The organism is Streptomyces sp. NPDC088746 (assembly GCF_044751065.1).
Lineage (GTDB): Bacteria > Actinomycetota > Actinomycetes > Streptomycetales > Streptomycetaceae > Streptomyces.
The window spans coordinates 188084-210609 of sequence record NZ_JBIVLA010000003.1 but is presented as its reverse complement, the minus strand read 5'-3'; the positions used below and the strand labels follow the sequence as shown (position 1 = coordinate 210609).

Below are 22526 nucleotides of genomic sequence, written 5' to 3'. Positions count from 1 at the left end.
GGGTCCTCACAACAGGTGTCGGCGGTCGACGGCCCCGGCGAGCGCGGCGTGACCGGATGGATTGGGGTGCAGGCCGTCACCGCTGTCGAAGGCCGGCCGCAGGCGTGACGGACGTGCGGGGTCGCGCAGGGCCGTGTCGAAGTCGGCGACCGCGTCGAACAGACGGCCGGTGCGCACGGCGCGGTTGATCCGCTGCCGCACCTCGTCGAGCTGCGGCGTCCAGCGGATCCAGCCCTCGAACGGGGTGATGGTCGAGCCGACGATCCTCAGCCCCGCGCTCCGGGCCCGCAGCACCAGCTGGCGGTAACCGGCCAGGACGAGCGAGGGGTCCGTCCGGGCGGGCGGCTGCTGGAGGTCGTTGACGCCGAGCTGGACGAGCACGGTGCGCAGGCCGGGCAGCGAGAGGACGTCCCGGTCGAAGCGCGCCTGGCCTCCCGGCCCGAACCGGGCGTCGTCCAGCAGCAGTCTGTTGCCGCTGATGCCGAGGTTCGCGACGGCCGATCCGGGAAGCCGCCGGGCCAGCTGGTCCGGCCAGCGCAGATCGGCGTCGTCGGGTGTGCCGACACCCTCCGCCACCGAGTCGCCGAGCACCGCGACGACGGGTCCGTGGGCCCCGGTCACCTCGACGCCCGTCAGAAGGAACACCGAGGTGGTGCGCACCCCGTCGACGCTGTGCGAGGCGTGCGTGTTGCGGTGGAAGGACAACGGCCCGGTGGGTCCCGGGAGCCGGGTCTCCACCGTCAGCGCCGACCCGTCCGGGGCGCTCGGTCCGTCGACCGGATCGCTGGTCAGGGACGCTCCCGCGGCCAGCCACGCCTGTCTCCGCCCGCCGAACGTCACCGCACGCCCGCCGGCGGTCACGGGGCCGACCAGGACCGGCACGGCTCCGAAGGGGTGCGCGTACCGCAGGCGTACCCGGCCGCCGGCCGAGAGGCGCACGGTCGCTGTGCATACGCCCTCGGTCAGTCCGGCCGACGCCACCGTGTCCGTCGCGGTCGGCGCGGTCTGTGCCGTGGCCCAGGAGGTGGCCCAGGCCGCTCCTGGCCCGCCCCGCTGCGAAGCCCTGGCCGCCGGCGCCGCGGCCGCGACGGCGGCCACTCCGGCGGCGGCCGTCAGCACCCCGCGTCTCGCGGGCCCCCGGACGGTCACTGCGGGCACGCCCCGGCCGGGTCGTACTCGGCGGCGTAGGTGCCGACCGCGTCGCCACCGGTGTTGCCGCTCATGGTGTTGGTGCACACCGGGCCCTGCGGGGTACGCATGAACTTGATGCCACCGCCCGCGTTGCCGGTGATGGTGTTGCCGTACACGCTCGTGTCGATGCCGTCGGTCGCGGTGTCACCGCCGAGGCGGACGCCGGCGCCCGCGTTGTCGTGCACGGTGTTGTAGCGGAAGATGTTGCCGCTGCCGCGCGCGTCGAGACCGCCGGAACTGGAGTCCTTCTGGCCGCTGCAGTCGTTGTACTCGACGTAGTTGGCGGTCGAGTTCTCCTTCACGTCCACGCACTCGTTGCCCCGGGTGACGATGGTGTTGTGGTGGATGCGGTTGTTCCTGCTGACGTCGGCCGCCGCGTCCGGGGCGCCGTTGGCGCCCTGCTGCTCGGGCGCCGTACCGAGGTAGATCCCCTCGCCGTTCTTGCCGCCCCCTCCGAACTTGAAGTCGGCGACCCCGCAGTCGGTGATGGTGTTGTCGTCCACCTCCGCGCCCGTCACCAGATAGCGCAGCCGCAGGCATTCGTCCGCCGCGTTCCTCAGTGTCATCCCGGTGACGCGCAGGGCGCCCACCCCGTTCCCCGGGGTCGTGCTCATGACGTAGACGAGCTTGAGGCGGTAGCCCGCGACGTCGTCGGCCGCGCCGTGCAGTCCGTCGACGGTGAAGCCGCTCAGTGTCGTCGAGTCGTGCCGCACCTGAATGATCCTGCTGTCGCCCGCGCCCTTCACCACCGCGTTCGACGGCCCCGTGAGGGTGACACCGGGGCGGGTGGTGACAACGTCCTGCCGGTACGTGCCGGCCGCGAGATGCACCACCGCGCCGGTGGGTGCCAGATCGAGAGCCTTCTGGATCGTGGCGAGCGGCGCCGCCGCCGACGTACCGGAGGCCGAGTCGTCCCCGGACGGCGAGACGTAGTACGCGGTGACCGCCTCGGCGGCCGGGGAGGGCGGGGCGAGAAGGAGCGGGCTGCCGGCGGCGAGCGCGGCGACGAGGGCGGAACGCAGTAAACGGCTCATGAGGTGTGCCTCCTGGGATCGGCGAAGGACAGAGCGAGCAGTACGGGGACACTGGGGCCCAGCAGCAGCGGCCCCAGCGGTACGACGAGGGAGAGCAGCACGGCGGAGACCACCGCGCCGAGCAGGGCGGTACCCCGGGCCGGGGAACCGAAGCCGAGCGCGAGCGCGCCGGCCGACCAGGCGCGGACCGTGCCCTCGCGGGACCGGCCGGCCTCGGCCGCCAGGGCGATGTGGTGGATCACGAGGGCGGCGGCGATGCCCACCTGGGCGGCGAGCACGACGAACGTCCAGGGCTCGGAACGCCCCAGCAGGTACACGATGTTCGCCGTGAGGACGACCGCCGCCGCCGTGGAGAGGAGCCCGTGCCGCCACAGCGCCCGCCAGTAGCGGGGGAACGCCGCGACGGTGTTCGCGAAGACGCGGCTGTCCCCTTCCGCCCGCCAGAGTTGAAGGGCGTGAGCCATCGCGGCCAGGGCGGGCAGCCAGGTCACGACGCCCAGGGACAGTGCGGAGCACGCCGCTCCGGCCGCGGCCGGAAAGGCGATGAACTCCAGCCGGCGCAGCAGCGCCGTCCCACCGGACGGGAGAATTGCCTGCATGGTCAGCCGGCCTTTCCTGTGTAGGGCTCCGCCACATCGAGGAGCACGCGCCCGTCCAGCTCCAGCCGCGTGCACCGCACGACGTACGGCGCGGCGCCCTCGCGGATCAGCACGGCGGCGCCCTCGGCGCTCACTCGCGCGGTACGGATGCGCAGGGCGACGGGGGACAGCAGGACGGTCTCCCCGGACTCCGCGAACGAGACACCGCGCCCGTCCAGGCATGCGACTTCTTCGCCGGCCGGTGCACCCTCGGGCGAGACGGCCGTGAGGAAGAGGCCGTCCGACGACCGCGGGGCCGTCGAACGCAGTGTGTGGAGCGTCCGGGTGAGACGCAGCTCCGGCGTACTGGACGTCGGGTTGGCCTCGACCTCGGTGACCTCGCAGGTGACCGAGGCGTCGTGAGGCGCGAACTGCCGTACGAGGGCGGTGGCCGCGCCCGACCTGATCAGCCGGCTGCCGTCAGGCCGCGGCTCCGTCGGGCGGTCGGTCTGGAGCAGGAACGTCCACTCACGCTCCTGTTCGGCCTCGGCCAGGTCCAGCAGGACGAGCCGCCCCGACGGTGTGAACACCAGGGTCCGGTCCAGGCGCCGCACGCCCAGCCCGGGGTCGTACATCGCGGCGATCTCCGCGGTGGCGTGCGCCCAGCCGCCTTCGGCGTCCGCCAGCACATCGCGCTGGCGGGCCTGCCGTTCGTGGGGGATGCCCTCGTAGACGTGGTAGCGGTCCTCGTCCGCGTAGCCCTGGCCGTCCACCAGCAGGAGGTTGTGGTGCGCGGCCCGCTTGCGGTTGCTGTATCCCTCGTCGACGGCGAGGAACTCCCCCTGCGAGACCAGCACGAACGATCCGGAATCGGGGTGGTGGTGCCCCTGGTTCAGGGTCTCCCACCCCCGTTCCGCCCGGTGCTTCGCCGAGGTCTCCCACGCCGTGTGACCGCCCCCGGGACTCGCCTTGAACGACACCAGCGTGGCGTCGTCGTCCCAGCTCGTACGGGCCGCGAGCAGCCCGAGGTCCGGGAAGAACGCGTGGGTCTCCGTCGGCCGGGCCGGCCGCACGGACGGGTCGTACCAGAGGTACTCCAGATAGGCCTCCGGCAGGATCCCCGGCCGCACCCCGCTCTCCGAGGCCTCCTTCCACAGCAGTTCGCCCGAGGCGAGATCGCCCATCCACTGGGCCTCCGCGATCCCGTACTGCGCCGCGAGCCGGTAGTACAGCCCGGCGCTGTGGCCGCTGCGCCGGTCGTGGCAGTCGCCGTGGTCGACGTTGAAGGCGAAACCCGGCGCGGTCTGGTGGAGCCGGTAGCGGAACGTCGAGGAGAGGAAGCCGCCGCGCCCCCACCAGTCGATGCCCTCGACCTCCTGGAGCAGGTCCAGATGGATCGCCAGGAACGGCACACCGTAACGCCAGTAGACGACGCCTTCCGCGTGCGATCCGTCCGGCGGCATCAGGTCCAGGACCGTGCCCAGGTTGTCCTTGGCGCGCTCGGTCCACTCCTCCTTGCCCAGCACGTAACCGGCCGTCGCCAGACCCGCGTGACAGATCCAGTTGTGGTTCTGCCAGTACGACGACGACCACCAGCGGCCCTCGCTCGCCACCGCGAACTCGTACATTCGGCGGCCCTGGAGCAGCAGCTTGTACCGGAGCAGGGCCCGCACCTCGTCCGGCAGCTCGTCACCGATCCACCGGTAGGCGAGCGAGAGATGGTGCAGCAGCCAGCCCGCGTCCAGATCGTGGTCCGGCATATGGGCCCGGCCCCAGTGCGGCAGCCGGACCGCGGCCTCGATCCAGCGCCGGCTCTCGTCCAGATGCGCGCGGTCACCGGTGGTGCGGTACGCGAGCGCGGGGTTGGAGGCGGCGGGACCCAGCCAGGTGATGCTGGCCAGGGGGTGCGTACGGGGCGGGGTCAGGCCGCGGTGCCGGGCGGCCTCCTCCCGGAGCCGGAGCTCCTGGGCGGGGCGCGGGCCGGGCGGAGGGACGGCGGAGAGCAGCACGGATCAGCTCCCCGTTCCGAAACGCTCGGCCGAACCGTCCGCCAGCTCCACCGTCAGCTCCTCGCCGTCGAGTCGCACGCCCGTCACCGCGGGGCCGGCGGACGCCGCCTGGTACACCGAGGCGAACGTGATCCGCTCCGCCTCGCCGGTGAAGTCGACCCAGGTGCGCGTGCGCTGCGGATCGTCGGCCGGACCGGGGCCGGGCCGCGAGAACGGGCGGACCTCGGCCCCCGGGGTGTGCGTGTGCCAGCCGTGCAGGGTCTCGTCGCCGTACCAGGTGGTGCGCACAGGCCCCGTCACCTGCTGCTGTACGTCGAGAGCGGTCCCCGGACGCAGCTGCCCGGTGACGCGCCGCGCCTCCCGGCCCGTCACGGTGAGCAGATCCACCAGACAGCAGCCGGCCGCCACCACCCGGCGCACCGCGCGCACCCCTTCGTACGCCGTGGTGACCTCGGCGGTCACCGAGCGGGCGTCCGATGCCAGGAGCGCGCCGGCGCACTCCGCCTGCTCGGCGCCGTCGACCCGGAACGCCGGATGCGCCTCGGTCGACGCGTACAGGTCCCGGAACTCGGCGTGGGCGTACGGCACCTGGCCGGGGTCGGGCTGCCACGGGGTCGTGTCGCCGTACAGATAGAGCGACAGTTTGTCGCGGTGCCCGTGCGAGCCCCCGTGCGGCCCGAAGTCCAGCAGGGCGTGGATGCCCGCCGCGCGCACCACGCCGTAACCGGCCGACGGGAAGACGGTGACCGTGTCCGGCGCCGGGCGGCGGGGGAGGGGCGGTCCCGCGAACCAGCCGCCCAGCTCCCGGTCCAGCCCGTCGTCATGGGCGCCGAGCTCCGCCCGGGCCCGCGCCGCCACCCCTTCCAGCGCGTCGGACGGGACCAGCTGCTGCGCCAGAGCCACCAGTTCGAGCCACTCCAGAGCGAGCGGAGGGCGCAGATAGGGGCCGTCGTGCAGCGCCGGCAGGATACCGCCGTCCGTCGCGATCACCGCCAGGACGTCGGTCATCCCGGCAAGCACCCCCACCACGTCGGACGGGATCGCCGCCGGGTCGGTGGAGCGCAGTGCGAGCAGAGCGGCCCGCAGCACGAAGCCGTGGTAGTAGGTGCTGCCCTCCCACTCCCAGCCGTCGTCGGCGACGGCCACCCGCAGGTGCGCGTACAGCCCGTGCTCGCCCTCCAGCCACTGCTTCGCGCCGTCCCACGCCAGGCCGCGCGCCGCCGATGCGGCGCGGCTCGCGGAGGCACCGGCCGCGTTCAGCCACGCGGTGTAGTTGGACGCCAGCTGGTCCCGGCCCGTCAGCACACCGCGGGCCTCCAGCGCCGCCCGCTCCAGCTCCTCCAGGAGCGGCAGGACCGCCACCAGATCCTCCGTGCCGTGTTCGGCCACCGTGATCACGGCGTGCCCGATGTTCACCGCCCATATGGCGTCGGTCAGCGCCTGGTGGAAGAGCCGGCCGCGCAGCATCCAGCCCTGCGCCTCACCGTGCTGCTCCGTGGCGAGGGACGCGTGGAGCTCGGCGTACTCGACGAGCCGGGCCACCGCCTCCGCGCGCTCGCCCCGGTGGGCCAGCACCCGGAGGTGCCGGGCCCACGCCTGGTGCGACAGGACCACCCACGCGCCGCGCACCGCCGCCGTGTCCACCCGGCAGCCGTGCGCACACCGCGCGCCGCCCTCGGGAAACGTCCCGGCGAGAACGTCACCGTGATCGAGCTCCACGCCGTGCGCGGGGCAGACGTACGCGTGCCACCAGCCGCCCCGCTCCCGGGGGATCCGCCTCAACGCGGCCATACGCCACCGTCGATGTCCACCGTGGTGGCGGTGAGGAAGCCCGAGGCGGGCGACGCCAGATGGACGACCGCGTGGGCTACGTCCTCCGGGGTGCCGGCCCGGCCGACCGGGATGCCCGCCTCCATGGCCTCCTGGGCCGGGGCGGCGGTGAAGGTGTCGTGGAACGCGGTGCCCTTGATGAAGCCGGGGGCGACCGTGTTGACCGTGACGCCCGTTCCGGCGAGCTCCTTCGCGAGGCCCTTGGTGAAGCCCCGGACGCCGGCCTTGGCGGCGGCGTACGCCACCGAGCCGGGCCCGCCGCCGTTGTGCGCGGCCAGCGACGACATCGTGATGACGCGTCCCGCGGACGACTGCGTCAGATGCGGCAGCGCGGCCCGCACCGTGCGGAAGGCCGACGTGAGATTGGTGGAGATGACCCGCTCGAAGTGGTCGTCGGACATCTCCGCGATCTTCTCGCGGCCGATGAGATGGCCCGCGTTGCAGACGAGGACGTCCAGCCCGCCGAGGAACCCGGTGGCCTCCTCGACCAGCAGGTCCACCTCGGCGGTCACCGTCACGTCGGCCCGGAACGCCTTGGCCCTGCGGCCCAGCGCCTCGATCGCGGCGACGGTCCTCGACGCCTCCTCCGCGGACGAGTGGTAGTGGACGGCGACATCGGCGCCGGCCTCGGCCAGGGCGACCGCGATGGCGCGGCCGATGCCGTGCCCCGCCCCCGTGACGAGAGCGCGGGAGCCGTTGAGATCAGCAGACATGGGTGAAGCCCTTTCGGTGGCCGGCCCGCAGCGGGCCGGAACCGGTCACTTGAGACCGGCGGTTGCGAAGCCCTGCACGAAGTAGCGCTGGCCGATGAGGAAGAGGACGACCATGGGCAGGGTGGCGAGCGTGGTGCCCGCCATCAGGAAGTGCCACTGGGTGCCGTTCTCCGTCTTGAAGACGGAGAGCCCCACCTGGATGACCCGCAGGCTGTCCGTGTGGGTCACCAGCAGCGGCCAGAGGAAGTTGTTCCACGACGATTCGAAGGTCAGCAGCGCCACGGTGATGAAGGCGGGCTTGACCTGAGGCGACATGATCCGGGCGTAGATCCGGAACTCGCCCAGTCCGTCGAGCCGGGCCGCCTCCTCCAGCTCCACCGGCAGGTCCAGGTAGAACTGCCGGAAGAGGAAGACGGCGAACGGGGTGACCGCACCCGGGATGATGAGCGCCCACCAGCTGTCCAGCCAGCCGCTGCCGCCCTGGCCGAGGATGTCGTTCCCGCCGGCCAGCGGCATGAAGCGGACGATCAGGAACTCAGGCAGCACCTTGGTGTACGTGGGGATCATGAGGGCCGCGACGAAGAGATAGAAGATCATCTCGCTGCCGCGGAACCTGATGCGCGCCAGCGCGTACCCCGCCATCGACGCCACCAGTACGTTGAGCACGGTGTGGCTGATCGCGATGACGAAACTGTTCCGGGCGTACGTGGCGAACGGCGCCGCCTTCAACGCCTCGGCGTAGTTCCCGAACTCCCAGTGCTGCGGCAGCAGTCCGGCGTCCTGCGACGCGATCTCCACCGGGGTCTTGAGCGAGGTGAGCACCATCCAGGCGAACGGCACCACCATCAGCAGGGAGACGACGGAGAGCGTCGCGTAGAGCGCGATCCGGCCGAGGGGAACGGCCCGCCTCCGCAGCGCGGGAGCCGGTTTCACCAGCTCAGTTGTGGCCACGACTGCCTCCCATGATCCGCTTGTTGACCAGGGTGAAGCCCATCAGCAGCACGAAGAGCACCAGTGACTGCGCGCTGGCGTAACCGACGCGGAACTCCCGGAAGGCGGACTTGTAGATCTCGTACGTCATCATCGTGGTGCTGTTGGCGGGGCCGCCGTCGGTCAGGATGTAGATCTGGTCGAAGGACTGGAACGCGCTGATCATCGAGGTGATGAGCACGAAGAACGTCGCCGGCTTGAGCAGCGGCAGGGTGATCGAGAAGAACTGCCGCACCCTGGACGCCCCGTCCACGGACGCCGCCTCGTACAGCTCCCTCGGCAGGGACTGGAGTGCGGCGAGGTAGATGAGCATCTTCATGCCGATGCCCTGCCAGATGCCGACAAGGATCACCGACGGCAGTGCCCAGGTGGTCGAGGACAGCCAGGCCGGGCCCTCGATGCCGAGGAAGGACAGCAGTGCGTTGAGCAGACCGTTGCCCGGGTTGTAGATCCACAGCCAGACCAGCGCGATCGCGACGGTGGCGGTGACCTGGGGCAGGAACACGGCGGTGCGGAAGATACCGCGCGCCTTGAGCCCCGTGTGCAGGGCGAGGGCCACCAGCAGGCCCAGCGCCATCCCGAACGGCACGGTGAAGAAGGTGTACAGAAGGGTGTTGACGATGGACTTACGGAAGACCGCGTCGTCCAGCATGTCCCGGAAATTGGCCAGGCCCACGAACTCCGGCGCCGTCAGCACGTCGTACTTCGTGAAGGCCAGGCACACCGAGACCACGACCGGAAGACCGATCCACAGCGAGGCGTGCAGCAGCGCGGGCGCCACCATGAGCATGCCCGCCCTGCGGCGACGGCGTCCCGGGCCGGTGGGGACCCGGCCGGTCCGCCGCGGCGCCGAGGTCCCAGGTGGGGAAGGCGGCCGCGCCGGCCTGGCCTTCACTACGGTTGTCGCTCCCATGGTGACGGGTCCTCACATCCGGCCGATGGCGGCCTCGGCGAGACGGCCGAGCTCCGCGATGGCGTCCTTCGCGGACTGATCGCCGACGATCGCGGGCTCCAGCGTCGGCTTGATCTTTTCCCGGATCTCCATCCAGGCCGCGGTACCGCCCTCGGAGAAGGCGTGCTGGAGGTTCTTCAGGGAGAGATCGACGAATTGGTTCTCCTTGACGTATCCGGTGTCGTCGAGGTCACGCAGGCCGGGCACCGAACCGCGCTGCTCGGCAGCCCCGAGGATCGACTCGGGCGTGCCGAGGTACTCGACGAGTGCGCGGGCCGCCGCCGGATGCCTGGAGCGCGCGGCCTGGGTGACGAGGGTGCCGCCCTGGAGCATCGCGGGCCGACGGTTGGCGAGCACGAACGAGCCGAGCCTGTCGTCCTCGATGAGATCGGGGTTCTGGTCCTTCACCTGGACCCACAGGGCGCTGGTCGTCATCATCATCGACGCCTTGCCGGTCTGGACGTTGGACGGTGCGCCGGCGTCCGTCTTCTTCGCGTAGTCGGCCGAACCGTCCTGGATCAGGTCCTTGAAGAACTGGAGAGCCTCGACCCCGCGCGCCCCGTTGAACAGGACCTTCTTGCCGTCGGAGCTGAAGAGCTGACCGCCGTTGGCGAAGAGGAACGTCTCCCAGCACTGGCGCAGGTCGATGGAGAACGGGTCGAAGCCGACATGGCCGTCCCGGGTCAGCTGCTTCGCGACCGCGCGGAGTTCGGCCCAGTTCTCCGGCGTCCTCTTCACCCCGGCCTCGGCGAAGTGGTCCTTGCGGTACACGACGATGCGGGTGTCGAGGACGACGGGCAGGGCGTAGAGCTTCCCGTCGTAACGCGAGGGCTCCAGCACGCGCTTCTCGTAGTCGTGCGCGGAGGCGAGCGCCTCCGGCAGCTCGGCGATCGCCTTCTTCGAGGCGAACGGAGGGATCCAGCCGACGCCCATCATCAGCACGTCGGGCAGCAGCCCGCCGGCGAGCCCGGTGGTGATCTTCTCGTTGAGCTGCGCGTACGTCGTGTAGTCGACGTTCACCTTGACGTCCGGATACTTCTTCCGGAACCCGCCGAGGATCTTCTTCTCCAGCAGCGTCTTTCCGTCGGCGCCTTCGTAGATCGGCGTGAGCAGCGTGATCTCGCCCTCGGCCGGGCCGTCGGCCGAACCGGCGGACGACGCGCCGCCGCCACAGCCCGCGAGAGCGGCAGCAGCGGTGCCCGCGCCGATCGCGGCGAGCACGGACCGTCTGTTGAGTTCCATGGGGCACCCCTTTTGAGGTGGAGCGGTGGATCGATCCAGCTCTGACATCCCAGACATAGCTGGGAAGCGCTGGTAAATCGATGCAGTGATGCTAGGAACGCCTTGAGAGCGGCGTCAACAGCTGATGCACAATAATTTTCAGGGGTGTTAACGGGTGTACCGGTAGAGCGCGTTCAGTAAATCGGTACACTAGGATCGGCAGTGCGTTCCGAACCGGAGGTGGCATGAGCGGGGTAACGATCCATCAGGTCGCCGAGGCCGCAGGGGTCTCGGCGAGCACGGTCTCCAACGTCCTCAACGGGCGGACCGACCGTATGCAGGCGGCCACCCTGGCTCGCGTGGAGCAGGCGATCGAGCAGCTCAACTACCGTCCCAACCGGGCCGCCCGCATGCTCCGCACCGGCCGCATCAAGGTCATCGGCCTGATCGTGCCGTCCGTCGCCAACCCCTTCTGGGGGGCGCTGGCCAGGGAGCTGGAGGCCATCGCGCTGGCCGAGGGCTACCACGTGCTGCTCTGCAACAGCGAGCGCGATCCCGCCCGCGAGCTGAAGTACGGCGAGGAGCTGCTCGCCGACGGGGTGAGCGGTGTGGTGCTCTGCTCCTCGCTGCCCTCGCTCGACCATATGACGCCGCTGCTGAGCAGGGGGCTCAAGATGGTGGCCTTCGACCGGACGGCGCAGGCGGGGGACCCGTCGTCACTGGCCAGCATCAGCGTGGACAACGCGATGGGGGCCGAGCTCGCCACCCGTCATCTGATCGAACTGGGCCACCGGAAACTGGCCTTCGTCTCGGGTTCCGTCCACAGCGTGAACCGGCGCGAGCGGCTGCGGGGCTTCCGGGCGGCCCTGGAGGCGGGCGGTCTCGATCCGGCCGGGGCGATCGTCTGGCCCGGGGCGGACACCACCGAGTTCGGTGACAAGGACGCGGCCGAACTCGGCCGGAACGCGGCCAGGGAACTCCTCTCCCGGCCGGACCCGCCCACCGGCTTCGTCGCGATCAACGACATGTGCGCGATCGGTATCTGCCGTGGAGCAAAGGACGCCGGACGCGGCGCGGGGCGGGACGTCTCGGTGGTCGGATTCGACGACATCCTGCTCGCCGACCTCTTCGAGCCGCCGCTCACCACGGTCCGTCAGCCGCTTCCGGAGATGGCCGCCGAGACGTTCCAGCAGTTGCGGGCCCGGATCGACTCGGCCCCCGCGGCCGGGCGGTCCCTGCTGATCAGACCCCGGCTGGTGGTGCGCGAATCGACGGCACCGGCACCGGTGCCGGCCGGATCCACCGACCCGCCGGCTGCCGTCCCTTCCCCGTCCACAGCCTCGCCGGCACTCGCCGCCACGGGGGCCGCCGGCCGGGCTGCCGGCTGACCGGACGACAACGCCCCACCCCGCCCGGTCGGCCGACCGGGCGGGGCGTTGTGGGGGACCGGCGGCGAGTGCGGGTGCGTCGCACCCCGTCCCGTCCGGCCGGAAGAGCGCGGAGGGGGTACGGGCCTCGCCGCGCCCGGTTCCGGCCGGGGCCCTTTTGGTGACGAGGAGGTGGTCCGGGTTGGTCAGGAAGCGGTGCACGCTCCGACGACCGGTGCCGATGTGTTGCCGTTCGTCGTGACGGTGAACCCGAAGCTCGTCGACGCGCCTGCCGCCAGCGTCCCGTTCCAGGCGGGCTTGACCGTCATCACGTCGCCCGACGTGGTGGCCGTGCCGTTCCAGACGGCGGAGACCTTCTGGGGTGAGGGCACGGTCACCGGAACGGTCCAGGCGCTGATGCCCGACCCGCCCGCCTTGACCGTCACCTGGCCGTTGTAGCCGCCGTTCCACGTAGAGGTCTGGGTGTACGTCGCGGTGCAGGCGCCGGTGCCGCCGCCGCCCCCGCCCCCGGCGGAACCGCCGAGCGCGGCGAGCACCGCGTCGTAGGCAGGCTTCTTGTTGTAGTCACCGTCGAAGAGCAGCGGGGTGCCGCTGCTGCGCCACGAGTACTTGTCCGTGACGCCCCAGACCGTCATGCCCGTGCACCGCGTGACGGCCAGGCAGGCGTTCACCACCTTGGTGTAGTTCGCGGCCTGCGACGATCCGGAGCCCTCGATGTCCAGCTCGGTGATCTGCACGTCGACACCGAGGTCGGCGAAGCGCTGCAGGTTGGCCTGGAAGTCGGAGGGGACGGGCGAGTTGCTGTTGAAGTGCGACTGGAAGCCCACGCAGTCGATCGGGACCCCGCGCTGCTTGAAGTCCTTCACCATGGCGTAGACCGCGTTGCTCTTCGCGTTCTGACCATCGGTGTTGTAGTCGTTGTAGCAGAGCTTGGCGTCGGCATCGACCGTACGGGCGGTACGGAACGCCTCCTCGATGAAGCCGTTGCCGAGCTTGTCCTGGAACGGCGAGCTGCGCCGGGCCCCGCTGCTGCCGTCCTGGTAGGCCTCGTTCACCACGTCCCACGAGTGGATCTTGCCCTTGTAGTGGGTCATCACCTGGGTGATGTGGTTGTTCATGGCGGAGCGGAGATCCGTGGCGCCCAGCCCGCTCACCCAGCCCGGCAGCTGCGAATGCCACACGAGGGTGTGGCCCCTGACCTTCATCCCCTTGCTCTGCGCATGACTGACGATCTGGTCGGCCGCCGAGAAGTTGAACGAGTTGCGGGAGCTCTCCACGGCGTCCCACTTCATCTCGTTCTCGGGCGTCACCGAGTCGAACTGGGCGTCCAGCGTCGACGCGTACGCCGCCTCGCCGAGGTGGTTGGCCGCCACCGCCGTGCCGAAGTAGCGGCCCTTCGCCGCAGCGGCGTCACCGAGAGCTCCGACGGCATGGGCGTTGCCGGCGAGCGCGACGACACCGGCTGCGGCGAGGACGCCCGCCGTGACGAGGGACAGGGCCCGTCCGGCACGGGCCGACAGGTGCGAGCGGGCGGGGGCGCCGCCTGGGGGGATCTGGGCCATCACGTTTCCAGCCTCTTCTTCCGGTTGCCGGGCGGGTCGAACTGGACGCCCGGACAGGGGGATTCGGACCGTTCGAGGTGCTGTCGAGCCATCGGCGTACACACCGGGAGGGAGTTCCGTCGACGGGAGGACAAGCTGCGGAACAAGGGGAGCGAGGGAGAGTATGCGCCCCGTGAGGAGACGCGTCAACGCTGTATTTCCGAAATATTTCCGAGTGAACTCCCGCTCATCTGAGGGTAGTTGTCCATTCCGCCTGCATGTACGGGGAATCCGAGAGGCTGTGCGGGGCCAGATTCGAAGGGGTTCCGGCAATCGAGCTCGGGCAGGCCGAAATGTGTTCATCCCGTTTGGCGAAACTTTCGGACCGCTTCATGGCGGGGTAGGCGCTCCGGATCCGGCCGGGGCATGGGGAAGCGCGGGCCTCCGGGGGAGGCCCGCGCTCGGGCTCGCGCCGGTGTGGAACTTCCCGGCGGGGGGTGAGCACCGGCGGAAGCCGCTGGTCACCCCGCGTCGCAGAATGTCCCGTCATGATGCCGCCGGTATCGCGATCGGGCGACGTGCTCTCGGACACCCGGTTCGGCGTCGGACGGCACCGCCCCCACACGACCAGCGTGATCGTGCAGGGCATCGCACCGCCCAGGCCTCACCAGGTGTCCGAGGGCGTGAGGGGACCCGCCCGCCCGCAACGGACCACGCCCCTGGAGACGTGTCACGAACGGGACGCGAAAGCGGCAACCCAGCCCATCCAACACTGTTCGGGGCGCGCCCAGAACACATCAGTGGGTCCAGGACTCACTGATGCACACTGGATAGGAACGGTGTCCATGGACTGGGTTCCGTTCATGCCGGTCATCCAACCAGGCGGGCCAGGCTCAGTCGGAGGAAACGGTCCATCCCTCGGCCTCGATGCGTCCGGCGTCGCGAGGGCTGTTCCCGTCGAAGAGCGTACGGCCGCCGTCCTCCACCCGGACGTCGTCCACGTAGGCACCGCGCCCGACGTACAACTGGTCGGTGACGTAGCGCCAGCGCAGCCGGACCTCGGTGCCCCGCCATGCTTCGAGCCCCGCCTCCAGCCGGTGCCAGACGCGCCCCGACCAGCCGGAGGCCGATCCGTCCGGGTGGGACCGCGGTTCCCCCGGCCGGTCGTCGTGCGTCGGTACGGTGGTGAAGGGGACGGGCCGCCATGTGGTCCCGGAGTCCGACGACGCCTCCAGGCGGAGCACGTCCGAAGCCGGCTCGGTGTCCCACCACAACGCGCAGCTCAGCGCCGGGCGGGAGGAGGCCGGGCGCACCGTGGGCAGGGTGAGAGTCGCGGTGGCGGCGCTCGCCGTACCGGAGAACCAGGCGGTACGGCCCCGGGCCGGACGGACGGGCACCGCCCGCGCCATCCGGTTGGCCGCGGCAACCCGCGGGGCGCTGCCGGAACGCCATGTGCGTACCGGGTGGACGGAGTTGCCCAGGACGATCAGGAACGAGTCCGTCGTCGGATCGAGGACCAGACTCGTGCCGGTGAATCCGGTGTGGCCCGCCGTGCGCGGGGTGGCCATCGCGCCCATGTACCAGTGCTGGTAGAGCTCGAAGCCCAGGCCGTGCTCATCGCCGGGGAACGCGGTGTTGAAGTCGGTGAACAGCAGCTCCACGGACTCCTCGGACAGGATCCGGGAGGTGCCGTAGCTTCCGCCGTTGAGCAGTGTGCGGGCCAGCACGGCCAGATCCCAGGCGCAGGAGAAGACGCCCGCGTGGCCGGCGACCCCGCCCAGGCTGTAGGCGTTCTCGTCATGGACCTCGCCCCAGACCAGCCCGCGCTCCAGCCCCGACCAGGGCAGCCGGGCGTCTTCGGTGGCCGCGATCTTCGGCTTCCAGGAGGCGGGCGGATTGTAGCGGGTGCGGTGCATCCCGAGCGGAGCGGTGATCTCGTCGCGGAGCAGGGTGTCCTGAGTGCGTCCGGTGATCTTCTCCAGGATCAGCTGCAGCGAGATCAGATTGAGGTCGGAGTAGAGATACGCCGTGCCGGGAGCCGAGGCCGGCACCTCGTCCCAGAGCAGGCGCAGCTTCCCCTCACGGGTCGGCTCCTTGTAGAGCGGGATCCAGGACCGGAAGCCCGAGGTGTGCGTCAGCAGCTGACGGACCGTGATGTCCTGCTTGCCGCCGCCGGCGAAATCGGGGAGGTAGGACGCGACGGCCGCCTCGAGCTCCAGCGCGCCTCGCTCGATCTGCTGCACGGCGAGGATCGAGGTGAACAGCTTGGACACCGAGGCCAGGTCGAAGACCGTGTCCTCGGCCATCGCGATCTGCCGGCCGGGCGGGAACTCCACCCCGGTGTCCGTCTTCTCGTCGTACGCCGCATAGCGCACCGCGTGGCCGATCGGCCGGTGAAGGGCCACGGTGCCGCCCCGGCCCGCGAGCAGGACCGCACCCGCGTACCAGGGATGTGCCGGGGAGTCGGTGAGGTACTTCTCCGCATCGGCGACGAGCAGGTCGAGCTGGTCCGGCAGCAGCCCGGCCCGTGCGGCCGACCCGCGGCGCAGTGTCGGCCGGCCCCGCCCTGATCCCATACCCGTCCCGGTCTCCGATGCTCCGCCGCCCAGAGGCCCCGTACCCCGCTCGGCACCGGCCGCCGCTTCCGCCGCCCCCGCGAAGGGGATCGGGGCGAGAGCGAACGCCCCGCCCAGCGCCAGTATCCCGCCGCCCAGCCTCCGGCGGCTCATTCCCCGTCCCGACACGTCTCCGGCCATCCGGAACCCCTTCCCCTCACGTCGAAAGCACTCGCGCGAAAGTAACTTTCGAAATCTCGTACGGTGATGAAACTTCCTGCCGAAGCAGAGATTACTGTCACCACTGCCACCCGAGGGGCCCCTCGCGGAACAAAGAATCTGACATAGCGTCAGGAGATGGAGGGGGTCCACGCCGACACGGGCGTTCCGGGCTCTTGACCCTCGACGGCCGGCCACCCAGGATCACGCCATGACAGGTGTACGCAGCAGCACAGTGGACGGCGTCCTGACCCGCAGCGCACGGCGCACCCCGGAACGCACCGCCGTGCGGTACGCCGAGCGGTCCTGGACCTACGCGGCCCTGGACGAGGCGGTCGGTACGGCGGCCGCAGTGCTGACCACCGCGCACGGACTCCGCCCCGGCGACCGGGTGGCCTCCTACGCCCACAACTCGGACGTGTACCTGATCGCCTATCTGGCCTGCGCCCGTGCCGGGCTGGTCCATGTGCCGGTCAATCAGAACCTCACCGGCGAGGACCTGGCGTACGTCCTGCGCCAGTCCGGCAGCGCACTCGTCCTCACCGACCCCGGACTGGCCCCGCGCGTCCCGGCGGGCCACGACGTACGGCCGCTGCGCGACGCCCCGGGCTCCCTCTTCCGCGAGCTGGACACCCCCCGCGCCTTCACCCCCGCACGCGAACCCGGCGCAGACGACCTGGTGCAGCTGCTCTACACCTCCGGCACGACCGCCCAGCCCAAGGGCGCGATGATGACGCACGGCGCACTGGTCCACGAGTACGTCAGTGCCATCGCCGCCCTGGACCTGCGCGCCACGGACCGGCCGGTGCACTCACTGCCCCTCTACCACTCCGCGCAGATGCATGTGTTCCTGCTGCCGTATCTCGCCGTGGGTGCCGAGAACACCATCCTCGACGCCCCCGACATCGGCCGGATCTTCGATCTGGTCGAAGCCGGTCAGGCGGACAGTTTCTTCGCGCCGCCGACCGTCTGGATCGGACTCGCCAACCACCCGGAGTTCGCCACCCGCGAGCTCGGAGCGCTCCGCAAGGCGTACTACGGCGCATCGATCATGCCGGTGCCCGTCCTGGAGCGCCTGCGGGAGCAACTGCCGGAGCTTGCGTTCTACAACTGCTTCGGACAGAGCGAGATCGGCCCCCTCGCCACCGTCCTCGGACCCGACGAGCACGAAGGGCGGATGGACTCCTGCGGGCGACCCGTGCTCTTCGTCGAGGCGAAGGTGCTCGACGAGGACGGCAAGGAGGTGCCCGACGGCACGGCGGGTGAGGTGGTCTACCGCTCCCCTCAGCTCTGCCAGGGCTACTGGGACAAGCCGGAGGAGAGCGCAGAGGCCTTCCGCGACGGCTGGTTCCACTCCGGTGACCTCGCCGTGCGCGACCCGGAAGGCTACTTCACGGTCGTCGACCGGGTGAAGGACGTCATCAACTCGGGAGGCGTGCTCGTCGCCTCCCGGCAGGTGGAGGATGCCCTCTACACCCACCCCGCAGTGGCCGAGGCCGCCGTGGTGGGGCTGCCCGACCCGCGCTGGATCGAGGCCGTCACCGCGATCGTGGTGCTCCGGGGCGAGGCCTCCGAATCGGAACTGATCGAGCACACCCGCTCGGCACTCGCCCACTTCAAAGCACCGAAGAGGGTCCTCTTCGTCGGTGAACTCCCACGCAACGCCAGCGGCAAGATCCTGAAGAGGGAGCTGCGGGACCGTTTCTCCGAGAAGGACGCCGCGGTGGCTCCGCCGCCGGCGGGTACGACGGAGGACCGGCTTCCCTCGTAGGCTGAGACCTTCATGAGGAACAGGAGAGTGGCGTGGCCGGGACCACGGTGGACGAGGTGATGGCCGAGCTCGCCGAGCTCGAGGACTCGAAGACACGCGAGGTGAACGAGAGGCACGGCGACGATCACGGTGTGAACCTCGGCAAGCTGCGCGCGCTCGCGAAGCGCCTGAAGACGCAGCAGGACCTCGCATGCCGGCTCTGGGAGACCGATGACACCGCGGCGAAGCTGCTGGCGCTCCTGATCTGCCGCCCGAAGGCGTTCGGGCGTGACGAGCTGGACGCCATGCTGCGCCAGGCGCGCACACCCAAGGTGCACGACTGGCTCGTGAACTACGTGGTGAAGAAGAGCCCGTACGCCGAAGAGCTGCGCCTGGCCTGGTCCGCCGATCCGGACCCGGTGGTCGCCGGTGCCGGGTGGGCGCTGACCACCGAACGTGTGGCGAAGAAGCCCGAGGGGCTCGACCTCGCGGGACTGCTCGACGTCATCGAGGCGCGGATGCAAGGCGCCCCGCCCCGCCTGCAGTGGGCGATGAACCACTGCCTGGCCCAGATCGGGATCGAACACGCCGGTCACCGTGCCCGTGCGCTGGACATCGGTGAGCGCCTGGAGGTGCTCAAGGACTACCCGACCTCCCCGGGCTGCACGTCTCCGTACGCACCCGTCTGGATCACCGAGATGGTGAGCCGTCGGCAGGGCGGGTCCGCGGCCTGACCCGCGGCAGCGGCCCCTTCCCGGGGAGCCGCGGAGCCATCGGCCGAGCGCGCCTTAGCCCGTTCGCCGTCCGGGTGTGACCCCCTTTCAGATCTCCTCCCTGCTTCGGTGACCTGGGGAAACGGTCGTCCGTCCGCCGAGCCGGGAGCCTGGCCGGGTGACGTGTGCGGCAGGACCTCCTGTTGCGCGGGTGACGGGCTGTCGGTTGCCTCGTAAGCGGAACACAGCAGAGGCGCCGTGCAGACCGGCCGGACCCTGCTCCCGTTGGAGGATCCACATGCGCAACACACGCATCGGCGCGGGTATCTGTCTGGCCGTCGGTTCTCTCGCACTCGCGGCCCCGGCCGCCGGAGCGGCGGCCGGCCCCTCAGGCGAACAGACCCTTCGCATCAGCCCGGCGAAAGCCTCACCGGGTTCAGAGGTCACCGTCGTCACCAGAGCCTGCGGCAAGGAAACCTACGGCAAGGGCACGTCGGAGGCGGGAGGGGCCTTCCACCTCTTCAAGGGTGACCGGGCGGGGACGCTGGTCGGCGTGTTCGACATTCCGGCGGGGACCCGGCCGGGCACCGACACCGTCACCGTGAAGTGCCCGCCCCGGACCAGGATCACGGACACCTACCAGATCGCCGACCGCGCACCCACCGGTGGTGTCGACGCCGGCTTCGGAGCGCCCACCGACCAGAACACGCAGCTCGCCGCCGGCAGTGTGCTGCTCGCCGCGGCGGCGGCCGGGGGAGTGGTCAGGATGCGCCGCCGGACCGCCGCGGCGCGCTCCTGACCGCACGGCTCACGTCCGCGGGCCGGAAAGGCGTACGCTCCCGGCCCGCGGCGCCCCACCCACCCGCTGCGAAGCAGAGGCACGCGATGGAATCCGGGAGTACCGGCAACACGACAGCGCCGTCGTTCCCAGCGCTGAAGCACCTCGTCTGGGCCCTGGTGGCGGGTACGGCCCTGGTGATCAGCGGCATGCGCGACGACCGCCCGCCCCAGCCACCGACGGCCGGGACAGCCGCTCCCGCCGACCCGCCGTCCGCCACGTCGGCCCCTTCCACCACCCTCCCCACGAGGCCCGCGCAGGCCCTCGCCTACCTGGCCCCGGAACGGCCCGTGCCCCGGCCGCCCTCCTACCTGCGCCGCACCGCCATGGCACCGGTGCCTCCGGCCCCGCCGCCCGCCCGCCCGGGCCCCCTGGCCCCCATGCCGGTGAGCCCGCCGGATCAGGCCCCCGCCCGTCCGGCCTCCACGAGCCCGGCGGCCGGCGGCGCCACCGCCCCGCCTCCCTCCGTGCAGCCGCTCCCGCCCGCGACTCCGCTCCGGCTTCGGATTTCTGCCCTCAAGGTGGACGCGCCCATGATGAAGCTGGCGCTGAACACGGCGGGAGCGCTGGAGCCTCCGCCCGACAACAACCCCGTCCTCGCCGGCTGGTACGCGGGCGGGACGGTGCCCGGCGCCGTGGGCACCGCCGTCGCGGCCGGGCATGTGGACACCCGCCTCGGGCCCGGCGTCTTCCACAAGCTGGGATCCGTGCGCAAGGGCGCGACCATCGAGATCGTCCGGGCGGACCGGCGCACGGCCGTGTTCACGGTCTACGCCGTCGCCGTCTACAACAAGACGAACTTCCCGGACGAGAAGGTCTACGGCCCCTCCGCCCAACCCGAACTACGGGTGATCACCTGCGGGGGCGCCTTCAACAAGAAGACGGGCTACGAGGACAACGTCGTGGTCTTCGCCTCCATGACCGCCTCGCGCTGAGTGCCCCGGGCCGCACCGCGCTCCCGGCGGCCTGGTCCAACCGGCCGGCTGCGCACAGCCGCCCCCGGCCGGCCCCGCCGCCCGGACCGCCCCAGCGTGCCCCTCAGCGGGCCTCCCTCAGGTCGACGATCCGCCTTATCTTGCCGACCGACCGCTCCAGCGTCTCCGGATCGACGATCTCGACCCCGACGCTCACGCCGACCCCGTCCTTCACCGCCGCCGCTATGGACCGGGCGGCGTCCTCGCGCTCGGCCGCCGAGGCGCCGGCCCGCGCCTCCGCCCGTACGGTCAGCGCGTCCATCCGCCCCTGCCGGGTCAGTCGCAGCTGGAAGTGCGGAGCCACTCCCGGAGTCCGCAGCACGATCTCCTCGATCTGCGTGGGGAAGAGATTCACGCCGCGCAGGATCACCATGTCGTCACTACGGCCGGTGACCTTCTCCATCCTGCGGAAGACACGGGCCGTCCCCGGCAGCAGCCGCGTCAGGTCGCGGGTGCGGTAGCGGATCACCGGCATGGCCTCCTTGGTGAGCGAGGTGAAGACCAGCTCGCCCTCCTCCCCGTCCGGCAGGACCTCACCGGTGAACGGGTCGACGACCTCCGGATAGAAGTGGTCCTCCCAGATGTGCAGACCGTCCTTGGTCTCGACGCACTCCTGAGCCACCCCGGGGCCCATCACCTCCGACAGCCCGTATATGTCGACGGCGTCGATGGCGAACCGCTCCTCGATCTCGCCGCGCATCTGTTCGGTCCACGGCTCGGCGCCGAAGATGCCCACCTTCAGCGATGTCGCCCTGGGATCGACTCCCTGGCGCTCGAACTCGTCCAGCAGGGTCAGCATGTACGAGGGCGTGATCATGATGATCTCCGGACGGAAATCCTGGATCAGCTGCACCTGGCGCGCCGTCATGCCTCCGGACGCCGGAATGACGGTGCAGCCGAGGCGCTCCGCCCCGTAATGCGCGCCCAGACCGCCGGTGAACAGGCCGTATCCGTAGGCCACGTGGGCCTTGTGGCCCGGCCGGCCGCCCGCTGCCCTGATCGACCGGGCGACCACGTCCGCCCAGGTGTCCAGGTCGCGCTCGGTGTACCCGACCACCGTGGGCCGGCCGGTCGTGCCGCTGGACGCGTGGATCCGCCGGACCCGGTCCTCGGGAACGGCGAACATCCCGAACGGGTAGTTGTCGCGGAGGTCGGCCTTGACGGTGAACGGGAAGCGGGAGAGATCGGCGAGCGTGCGGCAGTCCTCGGGGCGCAGCCCCGCCTTGTCGAACGCCGCGCGGTAGAAGGCGACGTTCTCGTAGGCGTGCCGCAGCGTGGCCCGGAGCCGCTCCAGCTGCAGGGACTCGAGCGCGTCGCGGCCGAGCCGCTCGCCGGCGTCAAGCAGCGCGGTCATACGGATCATCCCCTCGCCGACCGGCGACCGACCATTCGGTCGCCTCCTGGGAGCAGTAATTCAGGAGGTGGGGGGTTCTGGCAAGGGGTGCGGGCCGCCTGTGGACAACTGCTGGTCAGAAGCCCAGCTCGGTGAGCCCGGGGTGGTCGTCCGGCCGCCGTCCGGGCGTCCAGCGGAACCGGCGCCCGGACTCCTCGATCGGGACGTCGTTGATCGACGCGTGGCGCACCCGCATGAGTCCGTCGCTGTCGAATTCCCAGTTCTCGTTGCCGAAGGACCGGTACCAGCGGCCTCCGTCGTCGTGCCACTCGTAGGCGAAACGCACGGCGATCCGGCCGCCGTCGTGCGCCCACAGTTCCTTGACGAGGCGGTAGTCCAGCTCCCGGTCCCACTTCCGTGTCAGAAAGCCGATGATCTCCTGCCGCCCGGTCACCCACTCGGCGCGATTGCGCCAGCGGGAGTCCGGTGTGTAGGCGAGTGCCACCTTCTCCGGGTCCCGGGTGTTCCAGGCGTCCTCGGCGCGGCGGACCTTTGCGACCGCGGACTCCCGCGTGAACGGCGGAACGAGCGGCTGTGCGTCCATGAGACTCCTCCGGAGGATGGAGAACGCGCGTTCTCCACATGGTGCCGTACTGTAGGAGAACGCACGTTCTCCCGCAAGGTCGCCGAGGGGGCG

18 protein-coding genes are annotated in these 22526 nt (G+C 70.9%); 5 read left to right on the top strand and 13 right to left on the bottom strand.

Going from position 1 to position 22526, the window contains the following annotated elements; genetic code table 11:
• Nucleotides 1-6 precede the first annotated feature (6 nt).
• The 9 genes from ACIP63_RS15450 to ACIP63_RS15410 form a co-directional block, all read right to left on the bottom strand.
• Nucleotides 7-1158, bottom strand: a complete 1152-nt coding sequence (locus tag ACIP63_RS15450) for an SGNH/GDSL hydrolase family protein (protein WP_401515603.1) — start codon at nt 1156-1158, stop codon at nt 7-9.
• Entirely contained in the window at nt 1146-2225 is a 1080-nt protein-coding gene (locus tag ACIP63_RS15445) for a DUF1565 domain-containing protein (RefSeq protein WP_401515601.1), read from the bottom strand. Before ACIP63_RS15445 ends, ACIP63_RS15450 begins: the two co-directional genes overlap by 13 nt.
• On the bottom strand, nt 2222-2824 hold the full coding sequence (locus ACIP63_RS15440) for a hypothetical protein (RefSeq protein ID WP_401515599.1): 603 nt from the start codon (nt 2822-2824) through the stop codon (nt 2222-2224). Before ACIP63_RS15440 ends, ACIP63_RS15445 begins: the two co-directional genes overlap by 4 nt.
• 2 nt (nt 2825-2826) lie before the next feature.
• Entirely contained in the window at nt 2827-4812 is a 1986-nt protein-coding gene (locus ACIP63_RS15435) for a hypothetical protein (protein WP_401515597.1), read from the bottom strand.
• 3 nt (nt 4813-4815) lie between these two features.
• Nucleotides 4816-6603, bottom strand: a complete 1788-nt coding sequence (locus ACIP63_RS15430) for a heparinase II/III family protein (protein ID WP_401515594.1) — start codon at nt 6601-6603, stop codon at nt 4816-4818.
• Nucleotides 6591-7355 carry an SDR family NAD(P)-dependent oxidoreductase gene (locus ACIP63_RS15425; protein WP_401515592.1) on the bottom strand — a complete coding sequence of 255 codons (765 nt, stop codon included), beginning with the start codon at nt 7353-7355 and terminating at the stop codon, nt 6591-6593. Before ACIP63_RS15425 ends, ACIP63_RS15430 begins: the two co-directional genes overlap by 13 nt.
• A 45-nt stretch (nt 7356-7400) precedes the next feature.
• Nucleotides 7401-8306: a carbohydrate ABC transporter permease gene (locus tag ACIP63_RS15420; RefSeq protein ID WP_401515590.1), complete on the bottom strand. Its 906-nt coding sequence runs from the start codon at nt 8304-8306 to the stop codon at nt 7401-7403.
• Nucleotides 8293-9129 carry a carbohydrate ABC transporter permease gene (locus ACIP63_RS15415; RefSeq protein WP_401515588.1) on the bottom strand — a complete coding sequence of 279 codons (837 nt, stop codon included), beginning with the start codon at nt 9127-9129 and terminating at the stop codon, nt 8293-8295. Before ACIP63_RS15415 ends, ACIP63_RS15420 begins: the two co-directional genes overlap by 14 nt.
• A gap of 141 nt (nt 9130-9270) precedes the next feature.
• Nucleotides 9271-10539 (bottom strand): ABC transporter substrate-binding protein, encoded by a 1269-nt coding sequence (locus ACIP63_RS15410; protein WP_401515587.1) that lies wholly within the window; start codon nt 10537-10539, stop codon nt 9271-9273.
• 224 nt (nt 10540-10763) lie between these two features.
• Between ACIP63_RS15410 and ACIP63_RS15405 the strand changes: the two genes are divergently transcribed.
• Nucleotides 10764-11906, top strand: a complete 1143-nt coding sequence (locus ACIP63_RS15405; RefSeq protein ID WP_401515584.1) for a LacI family DNA-binding transcriptional regulator — start codon at nt 10764-10766, stop codon at nt 11904-11906.
• A gap of 185 nt (nt 11907-12091) precedes the next feature.
• Here the strand turns inward: ACIP63_RS15405 and ACIP63_RS15400 are convergent, their stop codons facing one another.
• Nucleotides 12092-13468 carry an endo-1,4-beta-xylanase gene (locus tag ACIP63_RS15400; RefSeq protein WP_401515581.1) on the bottom strand — a complete coding sequence of 459 codons (1377 nt, stop codon included), beginning with the start codon at nt 13466-13468 and terminating at the stop codon, nt 12092-12094.
• Between the two features lie 872 nt (nt 13469-14340).
• Nucleotides 14341-16203, bottom strand: coding sequence for a serine hydrolase (locus ACIP63_RS15395; protein WP_401515578.1), 1863 nt, complete (start codon nt 16201-16203; stop codon nt 14341-14343).
• A gap of 229 nt (nt 16204-16432) precedes the next feature.
• Here ACIP63_RS15395 and ACIP63_RS15390 point away from each other — a divergent pair, with 229 nt between their 5' ends.
• The 4 genes from ACIP63_RS15390 (at nt 16433) to ACIP63_RS15375 (ending at nt 20457) form a co-directional block, all read left to right on the top strand.
• Entirely contained in the window at nt 16433-17992 is a 1560-nt protein-coding gene (locus ACIP63_RS15390; RefSeq protein WP_401515575.1) for an acyl-CoA synthetase, read from the top strand.
• A 59-nt stretch (nt 17993-18051) separates the two neighbouring features.
• Nucleotides 18052-18705, top strand: a complete 654-nt coding sequence (locus ACIP63_RS15385) for a DNA alkylation repair protein (protein ID WP_401516908.1) — start codon at nt 18052-18054, stop codon at nt 18703-18705.
• A 277-nt stretch (nt 18706-18982) separates the two neighbouring features.
• Nucleotides 18983-19483 (top strand): sortase, encoded by a 501-nt coding sequence (locus ACIP63_RS15380; protein ID WP_401515573.1) that lies wholly within the window; start codon nt 18983-18985, stop codon nt 19481-19483.
• 86 nt (nt 19484-19569) lie between these two features.
• A complete protein-coding gene (locus ACIP63_RS15375; protein ID WP_401515571.1) occupies nt 19570-20457 on the top strand; it encodes a class F sortase in 888 nt (295 codons plus the stop codon).
• Between the two features lie 103 nt (nt 20458-20560).
• On the opposite strand, the gene paaK is transcribed toward ACIP63_RS15375, so the two are convergent.
• Nucleotides 20561-21850, bottom strand: a complete 1290-nt coding sequence (gene paaK / locus ACIP63_RS15370; RefSeq protein ID WP_401515568.1) for a phenylacetate--CoA ligase PaaK — start codon at nt 21848-21850, stop codon at nt 20561-20563.
• A gap of 115 nt (nt 21851-21965) precedes the next feature.
• Nucleotides 21966-22433: a DUF1348 family protein gene (locus ACIP63_RS15365; protein ID WP_401515565.1), complete on the bottom strand. Its 468-nt coding sequence runs from the start codon at nt 22431-22433 to the stop codon at nt 21966-21968.
• Nucleotides 22434-22526 lie beyond the last annotated feature (93 nt).